Here is a 19,448-nt window from a genome sequence, read left to right on the forward strand (position 1 = left end):
CAGATCAAGGCCGATACGCGTAATCTTCATGGCGGACTCCTTCTTTCTGATTGACCGGGGGTGACACTTCCCAGTCTGGCTCATCGAAGCCGTTTCAGGAGGGAGGAGTCCATCTCATTGACCTACAGGTTCGTACCCCCCGCCAACCACCAATCCCATCCTGTAGGTCGGACTTCAGTCCGACATCACGGCAATCCGAACGACGGGTGCGTGCCCTACGGCACCACCACCGCCAGCCGACGCTCCAGCGTGATGCCTTCGGGCGTGACGGTTGCGCCCAGGGCGATGACCTCGACGCCGGCGGCCAGCGCGTCGCGCAGGGCCTGGCCGTAGGCGGGGTCGATGTGGTCGGCGGGGCGGACTTCGGTGACGTCGCTCCGCTGCACGCAGAACACCAGCACCGCCCGGTGGCCGGCGGCGACCATTGCGGACATCTCGCGCAGGTGTTTGGCGCCGCGGGTGGTGACGGCATCCGGGAAGTAACCCACGCCGCCCTCGACGGCGGCGGTGACGTTCTTGACCTCCACATAGCAGTCGGGCCGGCCGGGGGCCTGCAGGAGCAGGTCGATGCGGCTGCCTTCGCCGTACTTCTGCTCGGGGCGGATGGTGGGGTAGCCGGCCAGCTCGGGCACCGTGCCGGCCTCGATGGCCTCGCGCACCAGGCCGTTGCTGCGGCCGGTGTGCACGCCGACGATCACGCCCGGGGCCGTCTCAACCAGCTCCCACGTCCAGGCGAGCTTGCGCGCCGGGTTGTCGGCCGGCGACAGCCACACCCGCATCCCGGCGTCCTTGCAGCCCTGCATGGAGCCGGTGTTGGAGCAGTGGGCAGTGACGAGACCGTCGGCCGTCTCCACATCGGCGAGAAAACGCTGGTAACGCCGGACGAGGCGGCCTTCGAGCAGAGGAGTGCGGAAAAGCATGGGGGTGTGGGAAGTGGGTAATGGGGAGTAGGGAGTGGGGCCGGTATCGACGCTCTTGCGCTGGCGACCGGCAGCGCACAGGGTATCAGCCCGGCCCCACTTCCCACTTCCCACTTCCCACTTCCCACTCCCTACCCCAGCATCCACAGCAGCCCGCTCACCGTGAAGAACGACACCGTGGTGGCGGCCACCAGCGCGGCGGCGCTGACGCCTTCCTGGCCGAACTTCTGGCTGAGGAGCGGGTAGATCGACAGCATCGGCATGCCGGCGTTGAGGATGGCGGCGGTGGCGAGCTGGGGTTTGTCGCCGGGTGAGAGGCTGAGCAGCGCGAACAGGCACAGGGGGTGGATCAGCAGCTTGCCGGTGACGATCAGCGAGATGTCGCCGAGCATGCCGCGCACGTTGAGCCCGGCCAGGGTGCCGCCGATGCAGAACAGCGCCACCGGGGCCGAGGCCGTGGAGAGCATGTCCACCGCCTTGGCCACCGGCACCGGCAGGGGCACGCCGACCAGCGTCCACAGCACGCCGGCGCCCATCGCCAGGATGAAGGGGTTGCGGGTGAGGCGGCGCAGGATCTCGCGGAGCACCGCCGTCCAGCGCTGCTTGCCGCTGCCGGCCACCTCGGCCAGGGTGAGGAGCAGCGGCATCATCACCAGCCCTTCGACCAGCGCATACACCGCCAGCGCGCTGCCGGCCAGCGGGCCCATCACCTGCTGGGCGATGGGGTAGCCGATGAAGGCGCTGTTGGACATGGAAGCCCCCAGCGCCTGCACCGCGCCGGTCTGCAGGCTGCGCCCGCGCACGAGGCAGGCCGCCGCCAGCGCAATGCCCGCCGCCAGCAGCGAGCCGAGGGTGTAGATGAGGAGCAGGTGGCCATCGACCAGATCGCCCAGGGCGCGGGCCGACATGGCCTTGAAGAGCAGCGCCGGCAGGGCCACGTTGATGACGAAGACGCCCAGCGGGCGCATCTCGGCCCGGGTGAGCAGGCCGAAGCGCACGGCCGCGAAGCCCACGCCGATGATGAGGAAGATCGGGCCGGTGATGCCCAGGATGGTCAGCAAGGTGGTCTCGACGGAGGGGGCGCAGGGCAGGATTGTAGGTGTTCGCCCCCGAGGGATAAATCGGGCTGCCGAACATCACTGTTCAGCGGCGCCCAACAGTAGCGGGCTGAGCGGGGGTTCAGGGCAGCGCGGCGCACATCTCGGCCAGCCAGTCGACGAACACCCGCAGCCGCGGCGAGAGGTGGCGGTTTTGCGGATACACCGCCGACAGGGGCAGCGGCGGCGGCTGGTAGGCCTGCAGCACCTCGACCATCGCGCCGGCGGCGAGCTGCCGCACCACGTGGTAGCGCGGCACCTGGATCAGCCCGAAGCCGGCCTCGCAGGCGGCCACGTAGGCGTCGCCGTTATTGACCGCCAGCCGCGAGCGCAGGCTGCGGCTCTCAAGCCGGCCGTCGATCAGGAACTCGAAGGGTACCGACTTGCCGGTGGAAGCCGACAGGTAATCCACCGCCTCGAAGCGCTCGAGATCGGCCGGGCGGGCCGGCTGGCCGTGGCGGGCGATGTAGGCGGCGCTGGCACAGCACACCTGGGGCAGCGCGGTGAGGCGCCGGGCTACCAGCGACGAGTCGCGCAGCTCGCCGATGCGCAGTACGCAATCGACGCCTTCGCCGATCAGGTCGATCTGGCGGTCGGTGAGGGAGAGCTCCACCGACACCTCGGGGTAGCGGGCGCAAAAATCGGGCAGCGCGGGGATCAGCACCAACCGCCCGAAAGAGGTGGAGGCATCCACCCGGAGCCGCCCCTGGGGATGCAGGGCGGCCTGGGAGAAGGCGGCTTCCACGTCCTCCACGTCGGCCAGGATGGCGAGGCAGCGGGCGTAGTAGGCGTCGCCATCCAGCGTGGTGCGCACCTGGCGGGTGGTGCGCTGGAGCAGGCGCACGCCCAGGTGGGCTTCGAGCTGCTTGATGATCTGGGTGGCCGAGGCGCGGGGCAGGTCGAGCTTTTCGGCGGCGCGGCTGAAGCTGCCCAGCTCGACGATGCGGGTGAACAGCTGCATGGCCTGGAAGCGGTCCATCGGGGCTCCGATTGTTTGCGAAACAAAAACAGTGTTGCTGTTTACGGCGCATTTATCAATGCCGGCTGGCCGCCCATAATCCAGCCGACATTCTGCGAGACAAGGCCATACACCATGGAATACGTGCGTTTCGGCTCGACCGGCCTGAAGGTCTCCCGCCTGTGCCTGGGCTGCATGACCTACGGCACGCCCGACTGGCGCCCGTGGGTGCTCGACGAGGCGGCCAGCCGGCCCTTCATCCGTCAGGCGCTCGACCTGGGCATCAACTTCTTCGACACCGCCGACATGTATTCGCGGGGCGAGAGCGAGGCGATCCTCGGCCGGGCGATCCGCGAATACGCCCGCCGCGACGACGTGGTGCTGGCCACCAAGGTGTTCTACCCGATGAGCGACAAGCCCAACGACCGCGGCCTGTCGCGCAAACACATCCTGGCGAGCATCGACGCGTCGCTGCGGCGCCTGGGCACGGATTACCTGGATCTCTACATCATCCACCGCTTCGACCCCCACACGCCCATCGCCGAGACGCTGGAGGCGCTGGACGTGGTCGTGCGCTCGGGCCGCGCCCGCTACATCGGCGCCTCGTCGATGTTTGCGTGGCAGTTCATGCAGCTGCTGGCCCACCAGCGGGCCCACGGCCTCGCCCGCTTCGTGTCGATGCAGAACCACTACAACCTGGCCTACCGCGAGGAAGAGCGCGAGATGCTGCCCCTGTGCCGCGACCAGGGCATCGCCGTCACCCCGTGGTCGCCCCTGGCCCGCGGGCTGCTGGCTGGCGCCCGCGGCAGCGGCACCAGGCGCGACGAGACCGACAACCTGGCCCACGGCTGGTACAACCAGCAGGCGATGGAAGACGCTATCGTGACCGCCGTGCAGCAGGTGGCCGAGGCCCGCGGCGTGCCGGCCGCGCAGGTGGCGATTGCCTGGGCCGCCAGCCGGCCGGGCATCACTGCCCCGCTGATCGGCGCCTCCAAGGCCCATCACCTGCCGGACGCCGTCGCCGGCATCCAGCTTGAACTCAGCGCGGATGAAGTTGCGCTGCTCGAGGCGCCCTACCGCCCCCGCCCCGTCGCAGGCCACGAATGAACAGCGCCGTCTCTTCGCCTTCCGCGCCGGCCGGGCTGATCCGCGACCTGTCGATCCCGGCGGTGGCCGCCGGCTTTCTGGCGGTGCTGATCTCGTATTCGGGCCCGCTGATCATCTTCTTCCAGGCGGCCCAGTCGGCCGGCGTGGCGCCGGAGATGATCTCGTCGTGGGTGTGGGGCATCTCCATCGGCGCGGCGATCTCCGGGATCTTCCTGTCGTGGGTGCTGAAGGTGCCGGTGGTCACGGCGTGGTCGGCGCCGGGCACTGCGCTGCTGGTCACGCTGTTTCCGGGACTGTCGCTGAACGAGGCGGTGGGGGCTTACCTCGTCACCGCGGCGGTGCTGTTCGTGATCGGCATCACCGGCACCTTCGACCGCCTGCTGCGCCACGTGCCCAAGGGCGTGGCGGCGGGGATGATGGCCGGCATCCTGTTCCAGTTCGGCGCCAACGCCTTCAAGGCGGCGGGATCGATGCCGCTGCTCACCTTCGGGATGGTGGCGGCCTACCTGCTGCTCAAGCGCTTCGTGCCGCGCTACTGCATGGTGCTGGTGCTGCTGGTGGGCATCGGGCTGGCGGTGGGCATCGGCGGCGCCGATCTGTCGGGCGTGAAGCTGTCGCTCGCCACGCCCCAGTTCATCGCGCCAACATTCACCTGGAGCGCCACCCTCAGCTTTGCGCTGCCGCTGATCCTGGTGAGCCTCACCGGCCAGTTCCTGCCGGGAATGGCGATTTTGCATGGCTCGGGCTACCCGACGCCGGCCCGGCCGATCCTCGCCGCCACCAGCATCGCCTCGGTGATCGTGGCCTTCTTCGGCGGCATCACCATCGTGATCGCGGCGATCACCGCCGCCCTGTGCACCGGCAAGGACGCCCACGAAGACCCCTCGAAGCGCTACGTGGCGGGCATCGCCAACGGGGCGTTCTACCTGATCGGCGGCTTCTGCGGCGCCACCATCGTGTCGCTATTCACCCTGCTGCCGAAGGAGTTCGTGGCGGTGCTGGCGGGCCTCGCGCTGATCGGCGCGATCACCGCGAACCTGATGGGCACCATCACCCAGGAAGACCACCGGGAAGCCTCGGTCATCACCTTTCTCGCCACCGCCTCGGGCATGAGTTTCCTGGGGCTCGGCTCGGCCTTCTGGGGCGTGGTGATCGGCATCGCGGCGTATTTCGTGCTGCATCGGGTGAAGCCGGCGGCCGCCACAAAATAGTTCATCCAATATGCGTCGCCGGCATTCACTTTTGAGTGGCCAGCGCCGTAGATGGAGGGACCGGCTTCCCAGGGGAGGGAAGTCACCCTTCAAGGAATCAGGATGGACGAAGCAAGCCGCATCCGCCGGGCCCAGACCCGGGTGGAAGATGCCCGCGAGGCGGTGCGCGCGTTTCACGCGGGCGTGGTCCAGGACGACATGGCGCTGGTGGTGTTCTTCTGCGCCAGCAGCTACGACCTGGACGCGATCGCCGACGAGATGCGCCGCTGCTTTGCCGGCGTGCAGGTGGTCGGCTGCACGTCGGCGGGCGAGATCGGCCCCGGCGGCTATCTCGAGCACAGCCTCGCCGGGGTGAGCTTCGGGGCCCGCGATTTCACCGCCGCATCGGGCTGCATCACCCGGCTGCAGGATTTCGACGCCGCCGCCGGCCAGGCGCTCGCCCGCCATCTGCAGGGCCAGCTCGACGCGGCCACCGGCAGCAAGTCGGCGGCAAACCGCTTCGCGCTGCTGCTGATCGACGGGCTGTCGGTCCGCGAAGAGGCGGTCACCCGCGCCATCCAGAGCGCCCTGGGCGTGACACCGCTGGTGGGCGGCTCGGCGGCCGACGGCTCGGATCTCGGCCGGACGCTGGTCTATGCCGATGGACAGTTCCACAACGATGCCGCGGTGCTCACCCTGGTGGCCACGTCGCTGCCCTTCCGGCTGTTCGACACCCATCACTTCGAACCCACCGACGAGCGCCTGGTGGTGACCTCGGCTGACCCCGCCCGGCGCGTCGTGCGCGAGATCAACGGGCTCCCGGCGGCCCAGGAATTTGCCCGCATCCTCGGCGTTGCGCAGGCCGCGCTCACCTCCGAACATTTCGCCGGCTCGCCGGTGATGGTCATCATCGGCGGCGCCAGCTACATCCGCTCCATCCGGAAAGCCAACCCCGACGGCAGCCTGACCTTCTTCTGCGCCATCGAGAACGGCCTGATCCTGCGGGTCGGGCGCAGCCTCGACCTCCACGCCAACCTGCAGGGCGCCCTGGCGCGGGTGCGTGGCGAGATCGGCCCGCCGCAGCTCGTGCTCGGCTGCGACTGCGTGCTGCGCCGGGTGGAGATCCTGCAAAGCGCCGACCGGGACGCGATCACCGCGGCGCTGCAGGACAGCAACATCATCGGCTTCAACACCTACGGCGAGCAGTTCCGCGGCGTGCATCTCAACCAGACCCTGGCGGCGATCGCCATCGGCGCCGCGGGCCCGGAGGTGAAACGTGGCTGACCGCGACCAGACCGCTGAAATCGCCGCCCTGAAGGCCGAGAACGTCCGCCTCCAGAAGATCATCGACGCGCTGATGGAGAACGCCGAACGCAGCAGCGGCCTCCAGCATTCCGATTTCAGCCTGTTCCAGACCGCGATCATGCTGGAGGACCAGGTCAATCTGCGCACCGCCGAACTGCAGGCCGCCCTGCGCGACAACGAGCGCATGACCCACGCCCTACGCACGTCCGAAGAGCGCTTCCGCAGCCTCGCCAACCAGTCGATGATCGGCATCGTCACCGTCGAGGACGGCCGCATCACCTACACCAACGAGCGCTTCGATGCGGTGTTCGGCTACGCCGCCGGCGAGCTGGTCGGTCGCTCGCCCGCAGCGCTCGTCATCGCCGAGGACCGGGCCCAGGTGGCCGAAGCCATGGCGCGCCAGCTGAACAGCGACAGCGCCGGCGTTGGCCAGCTTGCCCGCGGCCTGCGCAAGGACGGCAGCGTGATCTACATCGAGGTGCTCGGCAGCGTGATGACCACCGGCTCGCACCGCTCGCTGATCGGCCTCGTCCAGGACGTGAGCGACCGGGTGCGCGACAGCCGGCGGATCAAGCAGCTGATGCGCGAGCAGCAGGCCATCCTGAACAGCAACATCGTCGGCTTCGTGAAGCTCAAGGCGCGCCGCTTCGTGTGGGCCAACGAAGCCTTCCGGCGGATGCTCGGCTACACCGAGGCCGAACTCCTCGGCCGCTCGACCCGCCTCATCTACCCGGACCAGAAAGCCTACGAAAACCTCGCCCAGGAAGCCTACGGCACCATGCGGGCCGGCCAGACCTTCCGCACCGAGGTGCAGCTGATGCGCAAGGACGGCAGCGTCGGCTGGTACCGGCTGGACGGCGAGTTGCTCTACCCGGGCAGCGACGAATCCATCTGGGCCTTCTTCGACGTGACCGAGCGCAAGGCCATGCTCGACGAGCTCGAAGGCCACCGCCATCACCTGGAGGCGCTGGTGTTCAACCGCACCACCGAGCTGGCCGCCGCCCGCGACGCCGCCGAGGCCGCCAGCCGCGCCAAGAGCATGTTCCTGGCCAACATGAGCCACGAACTACGCACGCCCCTCAACGGCATCATGGGCATGACCAACGTCGCCCTGCGCCGCACCACCGACCCGACCCTCGCCAGCCAGCTCGGCAAGAACCTCCAGTCGGCCCGGCAGCTGCTGGGGATCATCGACGACGTGCTGGACATTGCCCGCATCGAAGCCGACACCCTCACCCTCGAAGAAGCGCCGTTCTCCCTGCGCGGCGTGCTCGGCGAAACCCTCGGCGGCTTCGAGGCCGAAGCCCGCCGCAAGGGGCTGGCGCTGGAACACCAGCTGCCGCCGGGCCTGCCCGACGCGCTGCTGGGCGACGCCCGGCGCCTCGGCCAGATCCTGCGCAACCTGGTGGATAACGCGATCAAGTTCTCCGAACGCGGCACCGTCAGCGTGCAGGCCGGGCTCGCCGAGGAAGACGGCTTCAGCCTGCTGCTGCGCATCGAGGTGAGCGACCAGGGCATCGGCGTGGAGCCCGAGCAGCAGGCCCGGCTGTTCCAGCCTTTCGTGCAGGCCGACGGCTCGATCACCCGCAAGTTCGGCGGCACCGGGCTCGGGCTCATCATGGTCAAACGCCTCGCCCGGCTGATGGGCGGCGACGCCGGCATGCACAGCGAGCCCGGCAGCGGCAGCACCTTCTGGCTGACCGCCAGGCTCAAACGCACCGACCGCGCCGACGAGCCGGCAGCCCCGGCGCCCTCGCCCGTGGCGGCCATCCCCGACGACGACGGTGACCCGCTGGCTGTGCTTCAGCAGCACTTCGGTGGCCTGCACGTGCTGGTGGTCGATCAGGACCCGGTCAACCGGGATTTCGCGTGCTTCGCCCTCGAGGATGCAGGCATGAGCCACGACCTGGCCGGCAGCGCCGACGAAGCCCTGGCGCTGGCCCGCGCCCGGCCCTGCGGGCTGGTGCTGCTGGCGCTGGATCTCCGCACCGAGGACGGCGTGGGCATCGCCCAGGCCCTTCGCCGCCTGCCGGGCATGGCCGACGTGCCGATCCTCGCCATGAGCAGCGGCCCGACCGCCAACGAGCAACTCCGCTGCCACGATGCCGGCCTCTCCGGCCCGGTGGCCAAGCCGGTCACTCCCGACACCTTCGGCCCGCACATCCTGCGCTGCCTGCGCCGGCGCTGACCGCCCAAATGAAAAGGGCCACCGGAAAGGTGGCCCACTGAGGCAGCGCGATGCCAGGGTGATGCGCGCGGCCCTGGGAAAGCCGCGCCCCTGCTGTCGGATGGCGCCATCCTAGCCGTGAGAACGCCGCTCGTCCTCGGCCATGTGACGCTTGGCGTAGTTATACAGATAGCCGCCCATCACGAGGATGAAGCCGATCGTGAACAAACTCAGCAGGCCGATATCGGTGCTGAACAATTCTTTCCAGGCCATGGTGCTCTCCCTTTCAATCGTTGAAGTGTGGATTCGCAAAAGCTGTCCGAATCACCGTCTCTGTGGGGGAGTGCACTGCCCCTGTGGTCGCTGACTGCCAGGCGCCTCTTCGTGGTGCGCAGCCCGATGCGCGTAGAGGATGCCCGGGACCGGGGCTTATTGTTCGGGGGGCCGGGCAGCCCCCCGTTTTGAATCAACTACTTAGCGGGGAAGCAGGAAGGCCGTCTTCTCGCGGACCGACACCGTCGGATCGTCCACCGCCTTCACTTCAATATAAACCGTGTTGGAACCCGGCTTGCCCGACTCGGGCGGCACCGCCACCTCGACGGTGACCGACTTGAGCCCGGCCGCATCCACCTCGAAGGGCTTGTCGGGGCTGATCCGGACGCCGTCCAGGCCGCTCACCGACAGGGCGAAGCTGCGGGATTTCTCGGTCATGTTCATCACGTGCAGGTTGTAGACGTTGGCGATCATGCCGTCGTCCACCTCGCGGCTGAGGGTCGAGCGGTCCTTGATCACATCCACCCGCAGCGTAGAGCGCGTGGCGAGGCCGTAGGCGAAGGCAACGCAGATCGCCACCAGCACCCCGGCGTAGATCATGATCCGCGGGCGCATCACGTGGCCGAGGATCTCCTTGCTGCCCCAGTGGCGCTTCATGGCGTTTTCGGTGGTGTAGCGGATCAGCCCCTTCGGGTAATCCATCTTTTCCATCACCTGGTCGCAGGCATCGATACAGGCGGCGCAGCCGATGCACTCGTACTGCATGCCGTTGCGGATGTCGATGCCGGTCGGACAAACCTGCACGCAGATCCCGCAATCGACGCAGTCGCCCTTGTTCAGGGTCTTGGGGTCGGCGCCCTTCTTGCGCGCACCGCGGGGTTCGCCGCGTTCCGGGTCGTAGGTGATGACCAGGGTGTCAGGGTCGAACATCACGCCCTGGAAGCGGGCATACGGGCACATGTACTTGCACACCTGCTCGCGCATCACGCCGGCGAACAGGTAGGTGAAGCCACCGTAGAAGAAGATCCAGAAGAGCTCCCACGGGCCGAAGCTGAAGGTCATCGCCTCATTGACGAGTTCCTTGATCGGGGTGAAATAGCCCACCAGGGTGAAGCCCGTCCAGAGGGACAGCGCGCCCCAGGCGCCAAACTTGGCGGCCTTGATGCCCAGCTTGCGGGCGCTCATGGGCGCCTGGTCGAGCTTCATGCGCTGGCTGCGGTTGCCTTCGATCTTCTCCTCGATCCACATGAAGATCTCGGTGTACACCGTTTGCGGACAGGCGTAGCCGCACCACAGCCGCCCCGCCACCGCGGTGAAGAAGAACAACGAATACGCGCTGATGATGAGCAGGATCGCCAAGAAGAACACGTCCTGGGGCCAGAACACCCAACCGAAGATGTAGAACTTGCGCTCGACCACGTCGAGCAGCACGGCCTGCCGGCCGTTCCACGGCAGCCAGCACAGGCCATAGAAGATCAGCTGGGTGGCCCACACGAGAATCCACCGCCAGGTTGCAAAGCGGCCGGTCACCGCCCGGGGATAGACCTTCTGCCTTACCGCATACAGGGTGTCCTCCGCCTCGCTAGCGGCCTTGGCCGACGCGTCGGACTTCTTTTGAGCTAGGTTTTCTGGCTGATTCATGATGGCAATGCAAAAGTGTTTGAATGTCTGACTCGAAAACGCCCTGAACCCGCCCCGGGAATCACGCACCGGGCTTTGTTCAACTTCACGACTCCAGTCGCCATACGCAACGGCACAACATCGGGTTCGCCACGGTCCGGACGGGCTGGCATCAGGGTTTGATGCACAAGCGGCGATCCCGTTCGTGGCGGATGATCAACAACCCTGAATCAACATTCGTGCCAGGCAACGGCAGAGCCGGATTTCTTTCTGGATCAGTCACTTGCTCGTGGCAGTCACGACCAGGCTCCGCCAGGCAGGGGATTATGGCAGCCTGTTGGCAGAGATGTGGCACAGCTTGGCAGTAGCGGACCGGTGACCTGTGTCGGTGCCGGCGACGCACAAGTCTGCCAGGCCGGACACGACGACCGCCAGCCGCCCGATGGTTTTGTCGAAGTAGGCATTACGAAGCACCGCATTCGTCGCGTCAACCGCCTTTTCGAGCAGGGCCGTCGCACTGGCTTCGCGCAGCACTCAAACCCGGACGCCGGGGGAGAAGCCGCCCACGGGCGGGGTGCTGCGTCGACACAAACAAGAATGGGCCGGACCTTTCGATCCAGCCCATTGATTTGCGGCCAGCGAGGGCGCCGGATCAGCCGAAGCTGTCGCCCATCAGGGTGTTGAACCAGGTGGTCATCTGGCGGAAGTTGTCGTTGCTGATGGTTGCCGATTCGATTGCCGAGGCACCGACCGTGTTGCCACCGTTGGCGGCCACCACCATCTTGCGGCTAGCGCTGTCGTACTGGTAGACCGCCGTCAGCCACGACGCGGTGTTGCCAGTGATCGGCGAGTAGCAGGCGGAGTTGGCCACCGGTGCCGGGTCCGGCTGCTGGCCGCCGAGCAGGCGGACGATGGCGTCGGCGCAGATCTTGGCTTCCTGGTTGGCGACGTGCCCCGCCTTGGGCATGCCACAGCTGGCTGCGTCACCGATGACGTGGATGCCGGCGACCGCCGTCGACTCGTAGCTCAGCACGTCCACCACGCACCAGCGTCCGTCGGCGCTGTTGTTGAGGCCGGCAACCGCGAGCCAGCCGCCGGGCGCGGAGCCCGTGGCGCGATGGGGCGGGATCGGCGCGACGACCTGCGCGTTGATCGTCTGCGGCGCGCCGACCACATCCAGATAGCGGACCTGCCGGGTGGCGGGGTCGATGCGGATGTCCGTCGCGCCCGGCACGTAGGTGATCACACCGGCGTGGGTCGAGGTGAAGGCGTGGTTGAAGGTCTCCTTTTCGGCCTGGATCGTGGTGTTCTCGTCCAGCACGATCACGCGGGATGCGCTGCCGCGGTAGGTCTTCAGGTAGTCGGCGATCAGGCACGCGCGCTCGTACGGCCCCGGCGGGCAGCGGTAGGGCGCCTTGGGGATCGTCATCACGAGGGTGCCATTGCTCATGCCGGCCAGCTGGGTGGCGAGCAGGGTGGTCTGCGGGCCGGCCTGCCAGGCGTGGGGCGTGGCGGTGGCGTAGTCGTTCTGGGTGAGGCCGTAGGCGTCCATGAACTCGACGCCAGGCGCGAGCACGAGGCGGTCGTAGGCGAGGCTGGAGCCGTCCGACAGCGTCACCGATTTTGTCGCGGCGTTGATGGCGCTGACCCGGGCCTGCTTGACGGTCACGCCGTACTTGGCCGACAGGCTGGCGTAGGTGTAGCCCAGGGTCGAGATGTTGCGGGAGCCGCTCAGCACCAGGTTGCTCATGATGTTGGAGGTGTAGCGCGGGTTGGGCTCGACCAGCGTGACCTGCACGCCGCTGCCGCCCCACAGGCGCAGGTACTTGGCGACGGTGGCGCCGGCCATGCCACCGCCAACCACCACCACGCGAGCCTTGAGGCCGGTGTTGGCGAGGGTGAAGCTGGTGTTGGCGCTGTCCTCGAAGTGGTTGTCGCTGTCGTCGTCATCGGCGTCGGCAAGGGCGAGGCGGCCGATGCCGCCGAGCAGGCTCGTACCCAGTGCGGCACTGGCCAGCATCACCAGGCGGCGGCGGGAAGGGATGAAATCGTTGGGCATGTCGGTCTCCGGTCCTTACTGCTTGAGGTAGGCGATGATCAGATCGAGCTGGGCGCTGGTGTAGCCCTGGGCGTGGGCGGCCATGATCCCGCCGCGGGCGGACTTGCCGAGGAACTCCTTCACCTCGCCGGCCTCTCCGCCGCGGATCTTGTCGAAGCCGCCGACGCCCCCCGTGCCGTGGCACTGGAAGCAGTTCGACGCGAGCAGCCGGCCCTTGGTGTTGGCGGGCTGGGTGAGGGCGGTCGTGCTGCCGCTGGTACGCGTGACGGTATTGACCGCTTCCGACTGACCCGCCTTGTTGGATTTGTCGGTGAGCTTGCGGTAGGCAGCCACCTGCTTGAGCGAATCCAGCCGGCTGGCGGCCTGGGCGAGGTTGTAGTCCTGCCCGTTCTCCATCTCGTTGCGCACCTGATCCATCGCCTGCAGCGTCGCCTTGGCGCTGGTGTGGCCGCCGGGGCTGCGCAGCGCCACATCCACCGCGCTCTCGATGGCGTCGGCCAGCTCCCGGCCGGCTGCGCTCTGGCTGGCGCTCACCTTGGCGACGAGCTCGCCGACCGTGGTGGGGGCGTTCTGGGCAGCGACGACCTGGGCCAGGGCGCGGTAGATGCGCTCCTGGGCGTCGTGGGCCGATTCGCTCCCCTGCACATCCGCCGAGGCGACGAGCTGGACGGCCCGTTGCAGCGCCACCTGGCGGGTGTAGATCACCGGCTGGCTGGCGATGGCGGCGACCGGATCGCTGGCGAGATCCGCGACGCTCAGCCCGAGCACCTCGGCGACCCTGGCCCGCGCCGCATCGGCCGTCATGCCCTGCGCGACGAGCGCATCGACGAGGCTGGTGAGCGGCGAGATCAGCTGGCCGGTCGTCGCGCTGTCGGCGCGGGCCGCGAGCTTGCCGGTGAAGGCGTAGCCGGTGTCCGTGTCGATGCCGCCCGTGGCGATGACCCGCAGACCGCTGATCGACGCGCCGACGCCGGAGGTATCGAGCACGTAGCGGCCGGCATCGTCGGTCAGGGCGCTGGGCTCGCCGGTGTCGATGCTGCCGTTGCCGTTCACGTCCAGGAAGACGGTGGCCCCCTTGAGGTAACCGTCGACCGCCGTGCCGGACAGGCTGGTCGACGCCGGGTTGGCGGACGTGGTGCTGCTGCCACCGCCACCGCCTCCACCGCAGGCGGCGAGGGCAAGGGCAAGGCTGCAACTCAGGATTCGCGACCGTGTGGGCCGGCGGGCAGGGAGAGCTGGGTTCATGGTGACTCCTTTCTTCCTCGTGAAATGGACGTGACCAGTCGCCTGACTCCGCGTGGGGTGTCCGGTCCAGTCATGCCCGGATGGGCTGTGGAAATGTCAGGGGGCGCCGCTGCGCCGCGCACCGGGCGCAGCGGCGTGGGGATGAGGCGCTAGTCCTCGAAGTGGATCTTCCGGGCGATCACCGCACCGCTTGGCGCGTCGAAGTAGCCCTTGAGTTCGATCTTTCGACCATTGGCGAGATTGGCCGCGGAGCCACCCTCGTAGACCACGCCGGCGCGACTGGCATCGACCAACTGGCCTCGCAACCGGAAGCGCAAGCTTGGCGGATCAAAGTCGGTGATGAGCGCGGTGATCTCGAAGGCCTCATCGCTCGTCGCGTCCTCGTCGCTCACCTCGACCTCCTTGGCGACGAGCACCCCGCCGCTGGCCCGGCCTTCCGCCTCCACCCGCCGACCAACAGCCAGGGTGCCGCTGATCGAGGCGCTGGCGGCATCCACGGTCACGCCATCCACCACGAAGCGCGTCGCCGAGAGCATCGTCCCGATATCACCCTCGATCTTGGCCTCGCCGTCGGCAAGCGACGCCCGCGGCGCACTGCCCAGGGATTCAACCCGCCAGACGCCACCCGACAACCCGCCGCTGGCCGAAGCCCGCACGATGACGCCGTTGGCCAGGCTCGGCCGCGCCGCCAGCGGAACGCTCGCGTAGTCGATGGTCACGCCGGCCAGGGTGAAGCGCTGGTTCGCGCTGTCGAGCAACTCGACCGGCCCGCGCAGGGTGTAGCGGGTCGCGCTGGTCTTGCGCTCGATGCGCGTCGCGGTATAGCTGCCGCTGGCCGCGTTGTAGAAGCCATACACCTCGACCAGATCACCCGGGCGCAGGGCCGCGAGCCCACCCAGGCCATCGGCGAACACCGTGGTGGCCTTGACGCTAACCGTCGCACCCAGCACCACCAGCCGCGCGTTGGTCACGTCGATGCTGGTGACGGGCCCGAGCACGTCGCTGCCAAAGCGGATGCCTGTCGCAACACCCGTCAGCGCGGTGAAATCGGCCGTGCCGGAGATCGCGGTGACCATGCCCAGCTTGAGGTCATCCCGGCTGCGCACGGTGCCGTCCTCGTCGGTGACGGTGGCCGTCGTGTCGTCGAAGCGCACGCCCGCGACGATGATCGAACCGAAGCCCGAGATCGGGCCGACGCTGACGGTGCTTGAGATCGTACCGGTCCCGCCCGTTCCCACGCCGGCGATGTCGCCTCCACCCCCGCCGCCGCATGCGGAAAGGAGCACTGACAGGGCGGCAGCAAGCGGCAAGCCCGCGGCCAGTCGATGCAACAGTGTTCTCATTTCTCCGACTCCTCCTGTTTCTGGGGCGGCCGCATGTCTGCGGCGTAGCTGTAGAGCCCGATCCGGACCCTTCTGTCCTGGGCGCGACCCGCCTCGGCATCTGCCTCGATCAAACCTTCGAGCAAGGGCACCGCTTCGCGCATGAGTTGTTTCCATTGGGCAAGCACGAACTGGCGTACCGCCTGCTCGGACTGGGCCGAGAGCTCGTCGGCAAACACCGCCTGCTCGAAATGCGGTGGCTCGCCTTCCGCCAGCACGTTGGCGACGGACGCGGAGAGATGGTCGCCAACGTTATCGCCAAGGAAGCCCAGCATCGGTGCCTGCTCGCCGCTCGGTACGAAAGCGTTGCGCACGAGGCGGACGGTGTCTGCCTCTGCATCGAACTCGGCAACCCCCAGGCGGCACATCTCTTCAAGAAAGCTGCGCGGATGGACATCCCGCGTGACCGCCTGCGCAAGCGCCTCGAAGCTGAGCGCACCGGGCGTCGAGCTCACGCGCGGAAGAATGCGCGGCGAGCCGGACTCGTCGCAGAACGAGGGGTCCGTCATCCAGCGGGCAAACACTTCGCTGGCCAGGGACGGACGCACCTGACGGGCGGCGGTTTCGCGCCGGGTGAGCCGCGTCACCTCACGCCGGTTCAGCCCCGTGGCCACACTGATGCGACTCACCGCTCGCGCAGGCGAAAGGTTTGGCTGGGCACGCAATGCTTCATCCACAAACGCCTCCTTCAACATCTCTTCCAATGCGCCACACGGCAGGCCGCGCGCCAACGCGAGCTGCGCGATCGGCGCCAGCAAGGCTCGCAGTGCATCAGCGAGGGCTGGATCCATCGGCAATTCACCCGCCGAGAAAGTCTGCGGTGGCGTGCTCATCGTTGAACTTTGAACAACATGACTGAATCCCATTCTAAATGTGCAAGATGCACATTTCAAGATTTAGTATCCACTAATACTCAAGATCGTTAATACGACGCATTCTCATGCCAAGCACGTTCCTGCACGGAAACGCGCGCCGGTGATGGAACGCCTCGGCGATCTGGCGGCATCGACAGTATCCCATCCGCCCCCAAGGCGGACATCACCCGCGCCGACGACAACGTGAGCTGGCACCGGGCAGCACGCGCCCCTTTGGCTGCTCGGTGAAGTACGCCGACTGAAGCCTGCCCTGGGGGGCCTATTCCGCAGCCGGCATAAGCACAGCAGAAATTCTTGGTTCTCCCCGCCGTTCGTGCCCCCTAGATTGACACGACCGGCCCGGCATTTCGCTCCGGGCGGTTCTGCCACCGACCCGAGGAGCGCCCATGACGACCATCGCCGACCACCTCCATCCCCTCACCCGGGATTTCCTCGCCCGCCTGCCCGCCAGCCATCGGCCGGGCAAACAGCTGCACCGGGCGCCGGACGGCCGGGTGGTGGGCGACTGGTTCGGGCTGGCGCTGTCGTCGGCCTTCCAGCCGATCGTGGACGGGCGCACCGGCCGGGTGGCAGGCCACGAGGCCTTCCTGCGCAGCGCCGCACCCGACGACCAGGGCCTGTCGCCATGGACGCTGTTCTCGACCGCCGCCGCCGACGCCCGCCTGATCGCCCTCGACCGCCTCGCGCGCACCGTGCATCTGCTCAACGCACTGGTGGCCGGCAGCAAGCGGCCGCTGTTCCTCAACGTGCATGGCCGGCTGCTGGCCGCGGTGGCCGACGACCACGGCCGCGCCTTCCGGCGCGTGGTGGGCGCGCTGGGCGTGGCGCCGGAGCGCATCGTCATCGAAACCCCGGTGGAGGCCAGCGATCAGCCGGATCTCCTCGCTTTCGTGCTGCGCAACTACCGCAACAACGGCTTCCGGGTGGCGGTGAACGTGGAATCCCCCGCCCAGTGGCAGCGCATCGCCAGCAACGCCTGGCCTCAGTACGTGAAGATCGACCGGCGCAAGCTCGGCACGCCGGAAGAGGCCCGGGAGCATATCGAGTGGCTCAACGCCCTGCGCGATGATTCGAACCTGATCGTCACCCACGTGGAAGACGCTGCCGACACCAGCCTCGGTGAGCACATCCTGCTGCAGGGCTACGCCTTCGGGCATCCGGCCCCCGCGCCTGCCGACAGCGCGGCCTGACCGCCCCCCGAAAACGAAAAGGGCGACATCTCCGGATGTCGCCCTTCTGCTTGCGCCGCGCCGATCTCAAGCATGCAGCCAGCGCCGGTGCAGGGAACGCGCCCCGTGGTCCAGCAGGTAGCCGAGAAAGCCGATGACGAGGATCGCCGCCATCAGGTCGGAATACGCCAGCCGGTCGCGGGAATCGAGGATGAAGTAACCCAGCCCCGCCGACACCCCGAGCATCTCGGCCGGCACCAGCACGATCCAGATGATCCCGATGGCCAGCCGCACGCCGGTGAGGATGTGCGCCGTGATGCCCGGCAGGATCACCCGCAGCAGGGTCTCGCGGCGGGTAGCCGACAGGCTGCGGGCCAGCAGCAGCCAGTTCGGATCGAGCTGGGCCACGCCGGAGGCGGTGTTGAGGAGGATCGGCCACACCGCCGCAAAGGCCAGCAGGAAATACACCGGCGCGTCGCCCACACCCAGCACCATCACCGCGATGGGCATCCATGACAGGGGCGAGATCATCCGCGCAAACTGGAACAGCGGCGTGGTCGTCTTCGAGAACAGCGGCGACAGGCCGGTGAGCACGCCCAGCGGAATCCCCAGCACCAGCGCGAACACCAGGCCGATGGCCACCCGCTGCAGGCTCACCGCCACATGCACCCACAGGTCGCTGCCCTGCACCAGCTGCTGGAGCGCCTCGAAGGTGGCGAGCGGCGCGAACGCCGTCGCCACCGGCGTGACCGACACCAGCCAACCGGCCCCGGCGGCCCAGGCCAGGGCCGCGGCCAGCAGGCCGGCGAAGGGAAGCAGCAGGCCCGCGCCCCTCATACGGCCAGCACTTCCTTGCGCAGCAGGTCGGCCGGCAAGCCGAAGGCCGACGGCCCGCCCACGCTGGCGATGGCCTTCCGCACGAAGCGGTCATCCACCAGATCCTTCGCAGCGAAGCGCGGGTCGAGCTTCTGCAGGAAGCCGGTGTCGCCCTCCACCTTCGTCTTCTGCAGCAGGCGCACCAGCTCCTCGGTGTAGGACTGGAAGGGATAGGGCTGGAAGTCGATCCGACGCTGGTACCAGCCCTTGTTGCGGGCGGCGCCGCTGGCCTCGTAGCTGGCGTAATCGGTGGTCGCCAGCACCTTGGCGAGCACCTGCGGGCTGTGGGGCGTGTACTTGTTGTCGTCGGCGCTGGAGAGCAGCTTGGCGGCATCCAGCTGGTTGCCGCGGGTCCACAGCTGGGCCTTGACGATGGCGTTGGTGACGCGCTGGGCCCATTCCGGGCGCTCGGCGATGTCCCGCTCCGCCAGGAAGGTCACGCAGCAGGCGTGGTTCTTCCACACGTCGCCCGACAGGCGCAGCACCTTGCCCACGCCGGCCGTCTCGGCAGCCGCGTTGAAGGGCTCGGCGACGATGAAGCCGGCGATCGCCTTGCCCGCCAGCGCCGACACCATCTCGGCCGGCGGCAGCACCACCAGATTCACCTCGTTGCGGGCGAGGCTGGCATCCCGCGCGCGGGTCACCGGCGTCAGACCGTTGGCGGCGAGCACCTGCTGGAGCAGCACGTTGTGGATCGAATACCAGAAGGGGATCGCCACCGTCCTGCCACCCAACTCGGCCACGCTGTTGATGCCCGGCGCCACGGTGAGTGCCGAGCCATTGACGTGGTTCCACGCCACCACCTTGGCCGGGAAGCGGGTGCCGTAGCGCACCCAAAGCGTGGCCGGCGACAGCAGGTGGATCACATTCACCTGCCCGGCCACGAAGGCCTCCACGATCTGCGCCCAGGTGCGGAAGAGGCGCGGCTTCTCGGTGCGCAGGCCTTCCGCCTCGAAGAGCTTGCGGGCGTGGGCGACGAGCAGCGGCGTGGCGTCGGTGATGGGCAGGTAGCCGATCTTCACCGGCTGGTCGGTGCCAGCCGCCTGGGCCAGCGCGTCGCCCGCCGACAGCAGCGGCGCGGCCACGCTGGCCGCAGTGAGCGCCGACAGGCGCAGGAAATCCCGCCGGGTGATGCCGCAGCCGCAATCGGGCGACTGGCAGATGTGGATGGCGCGGGAGGGCTTGGTGTAGTCCATGGCGTAAAT

Annotated in this window: 17 protein-coding genes; 5 read left to right on the forward strand and 12 right to left on the reverse strand. The window is 68.1% G+C overall.

Features of this window, described 5'->3' with window-relative positions:
• Positions 1 to 215: 215 nt before the first annotated feature.
• From sfsA to GH681_RS21080, 3 genes are all read right to left on the reverse strand, one after another.
• Complete coding sequence (gene sfsA / locus GH681_RS21070; RefSeq protein ID WP_153163512.1) at positions 216 to 920, reverse strand: DNA/RNA nuclease SfsA; 705 nt, start codon at positions 918 to 920, stop codon at positions 216 to 218.
• A gap of 131 nt (positions 921 to 1,051) precedes the next feature.
• Positions 1,052 to 1,981 carry an AEC family transporter gene (locus GH681_RS21075; protein ID WP_153163513.1) on the reverse strand — a complete coding sequence of 310 codons (930 nt, stop codon included), beginning with the start codon at positions 1,979 to 1,981 and terminating at the stop codon, positions 1,052 to 1,054.
• Between the two features lie 118 nt (positions 1,982 to 2,099).
• A complete protein-coding gene (locus GH681_RS21080) occupies positions 2,100 to 2,996 on the reverse strand; it encodes a LysR family transcriptional regulator (protein ID WP_153163514.1) in 897 nt (298 codons plus the stop codon).
• Positions 2,997 to 3,110: 114 nt separating this feature from the next.
• Here GH681_RS21080 and GH681_RS21085 point away from each other — a divergent pair, with 114 nt between their 5' ends.
• The 4 genes from GH681_RS21085 to GH681_RS21100 all read left to right on the forward strand — a co-directional run bounded on the left by GH681_RS21085 (position 3,111) and on the right by GH681_RS21100 (position 8,765).
• Positions 3,111 to 4,082, forward strand: a complete 972-nt coding sequence (locus GH681_RS21085) for an aldo/keto reductase (protein ID WP_153163515.1) — start codon at positions 3,111 to 3,113, stop codon at positions 4,080 to 4,082.
• Positions 4,079 to 5,293 carry a benzoate/H(+) symporter BenE family transporter gene (locus tag GH681_RS21090; RefSeq protein WP_153163516.1) on the forward strand — a complete coding sequence of 405 codons (1,215 nt, stop codon included), beginning with the start codon at positions 4,079 to 4,081 and terminating at the stop codon, positions 5,291 to 5,293. The genes GH681_RS21085 and GH681_RS21090 overlap by 4 nt, the downstream gene beginning before the upstream one ends.
• A 102-nt stretch (positions 5,294 to 5,395) precedes the next feature.
• The gene (locus GH681_RS21095; RefSeq protein ID WP_153163517.1) at positions 5,396 to 6,556 is read left to right on the forward strand and encodes an FIST N-terminal domain-containing protein; all 1,161 of its coding nucleotides are present in this window, start codon (positions 5,396 to 5,398) and stop codon (positions 6,554 to 6,556) included.
• Positions 6,549 to 8,765: a PAS domain S-box protein gene (locus GH681_RS21100; RefSeq protein ID WP_153163518.1), complete on the forward strand. Its 2,217-nt coding sequence runs from the start codon at positions 6,549 to 6,551 to the stop codon at positions 8,763 to 8,765. The genes GH681_RS21095 and GH681_RS21100 overlap by 8 nt, the downstream gene beginning before the upstream one ends.
• Positions 8,766 to 8,876: 111 nt before the next feature.
• On the opposite strand, the gene GH681_RS21105 is transcribed toward GH681_RS21100, so the two are convergent.
• The 7 genes from GH681_RS21105 to GH681_RS21135 all read right to left on the reverse strand — a co-directional run bounded on the left by GH681_RS21105 (position 8,877) and on the right by GH681_RS21135 (position 16,114).
• Positions 8,877 to 9,017 carry a DUF3149 domain-containing protein gene (locus GH681_RS21105; RefSeq protein ID WP_153163519.1) on the reverse strand — a complete coding sequence of 47 codons (141 nt, stop codon included), beginning with the start codon at positions 9,015 to 9,017 and terminating at the stop codon, positions 8,877 to 8,879.
• Between the two features lie 201 nt (positions 9,018 to 9,218).
• The gene (gene ccoG, locus GH681_RS21110; RefSeq protein WP_153163520.1) at positions 9,219 to 10,658 is read right to left on the reverse strand and encodes a cytochrome c oxidase accessory protein CcoG; all 1,440 of its coding nucleotides are present in this window, start codon (positions 10,656 to 10,658) and stop codon (positions 9,219 to 9,221) included.
• A 303-nt stretch (positions 10,659 to 10,961) separates the two neighbouring features.
• A complete protein-coding gene (locus tag GH681_RS21115; protein WP_153163521.1) occupies positions 10,962 to 11,171 on the reverse strand; it encodes a hypothetical protein in 210 nt (69 codons plus the stop codon).
• 118 nt (positions 11,172 to 11,289) lie between these two features.
• Entirely contained in the window at positions 11,290 to 12,696 is a 1,407-nt protein-coding gene (locus GH681_RS21120) for an FAD-dependent oxidoreductase (protein ID WP_153163522.1), read from the reverse strand.
• Positions 12,697 to 12,711: 15 nt separating this feature from the next.
• Positions 12,712 to 13,941, reverse strand: coding sequence for a cytochrome c (locus GH681_RS21125; RefSeq protein ID WP_153163523.1), 1,230 nt, complete (start codon positions 13,939 to 13,941; stop codon positions 12,712 to 12,714).
• Between the two features lie 149 nt (positions 13,942 to 14,090).
• Positions 14,091 to 15,284 carry a DUF5666 domain-containing protein gene (locus GH681_RS21130; RefSeq protein ID WP_153163524.1) on the reverse strand — a complete coding sequence of 398 codons (1,194 nt, stop codon included), beginning with the start codon at positions 15,282 to 15,284 and terminating at the stop codon, positions 14,091 to 14,093.
• Positions 15,281 to 16,114, reverse strand: coding sequence for a DUF6502 family protein (locus GH681_RS21135; RefSeq protein ID WP_153163525.1), 834 nt, complete (start codon positions 16,112 to 16,114; stop codon positions 15,281 to 15,283). Before GH681_RS21135 ends, GH681_RS21130 begins: the two co-directional genes overlap by 4 nt.
• Before the next feature lie 470 nt (positions 16,115 to 16,584).
• On the opposite strand from GH681_RS21135, the gene GH681_RS21140 reads away from it, so the two are divergent.
• Positions 16,585 to 17,388 (forward strand): EAL domain-containing protein, encoded by an 804-nt coding sequence (locus GH681_RS21140; RefSeq protein ID WP_153163526.1) that lies wholly within the window; start codon positions 16,585 to 16,587, stop codon positions 17,386 to 17,388.
• 66 nt (positions 17,389 to 17,454) lie between these two features.
• On the opposite strand, the gene GH681_RS21145 is transcribed toward GH681_RS21140, so the two are convergent.
• On the reverse strand, positions 17,455 to 18,204 hold the full coding sequence (locus GH681_RS21145) for an ABC transporter permease (protein ID WP_153163527.1): 750 nt from the start codon (positions 18,202 to 18,204) through the stop codon (positions 17,455 to 17,457).
• Positions 18,201 to 19,439: an ABC transporter substrate-binding protein gene (locus GH681_RS21150; RefSeq protein ID WP_153163528.1), complete on the reverse strand. Its 1,239-nt coding sequence runs from the start codon at positions 19,437 to 19,439 to the stop codon at positions 18,201 to 18,203. Before GH681_RS21150 ends, GH681_RS21145 begins: the two co-directional genes overlap by 4 nt.
• Positions 19,440 to 19,448: the final 9 nt, after the last annotated feature.

The sequence above is a fragment of the Zoogloea sp. 1C4 genome (assembly GCF_009469605.1).
Taxonomy (GTDB): Bacteria; Pseudomonadota; Gammaproteobacteria; order Burkholderiales; family Rhodocyclaceae; genus Zoogloea; species Zoogloea oryzae.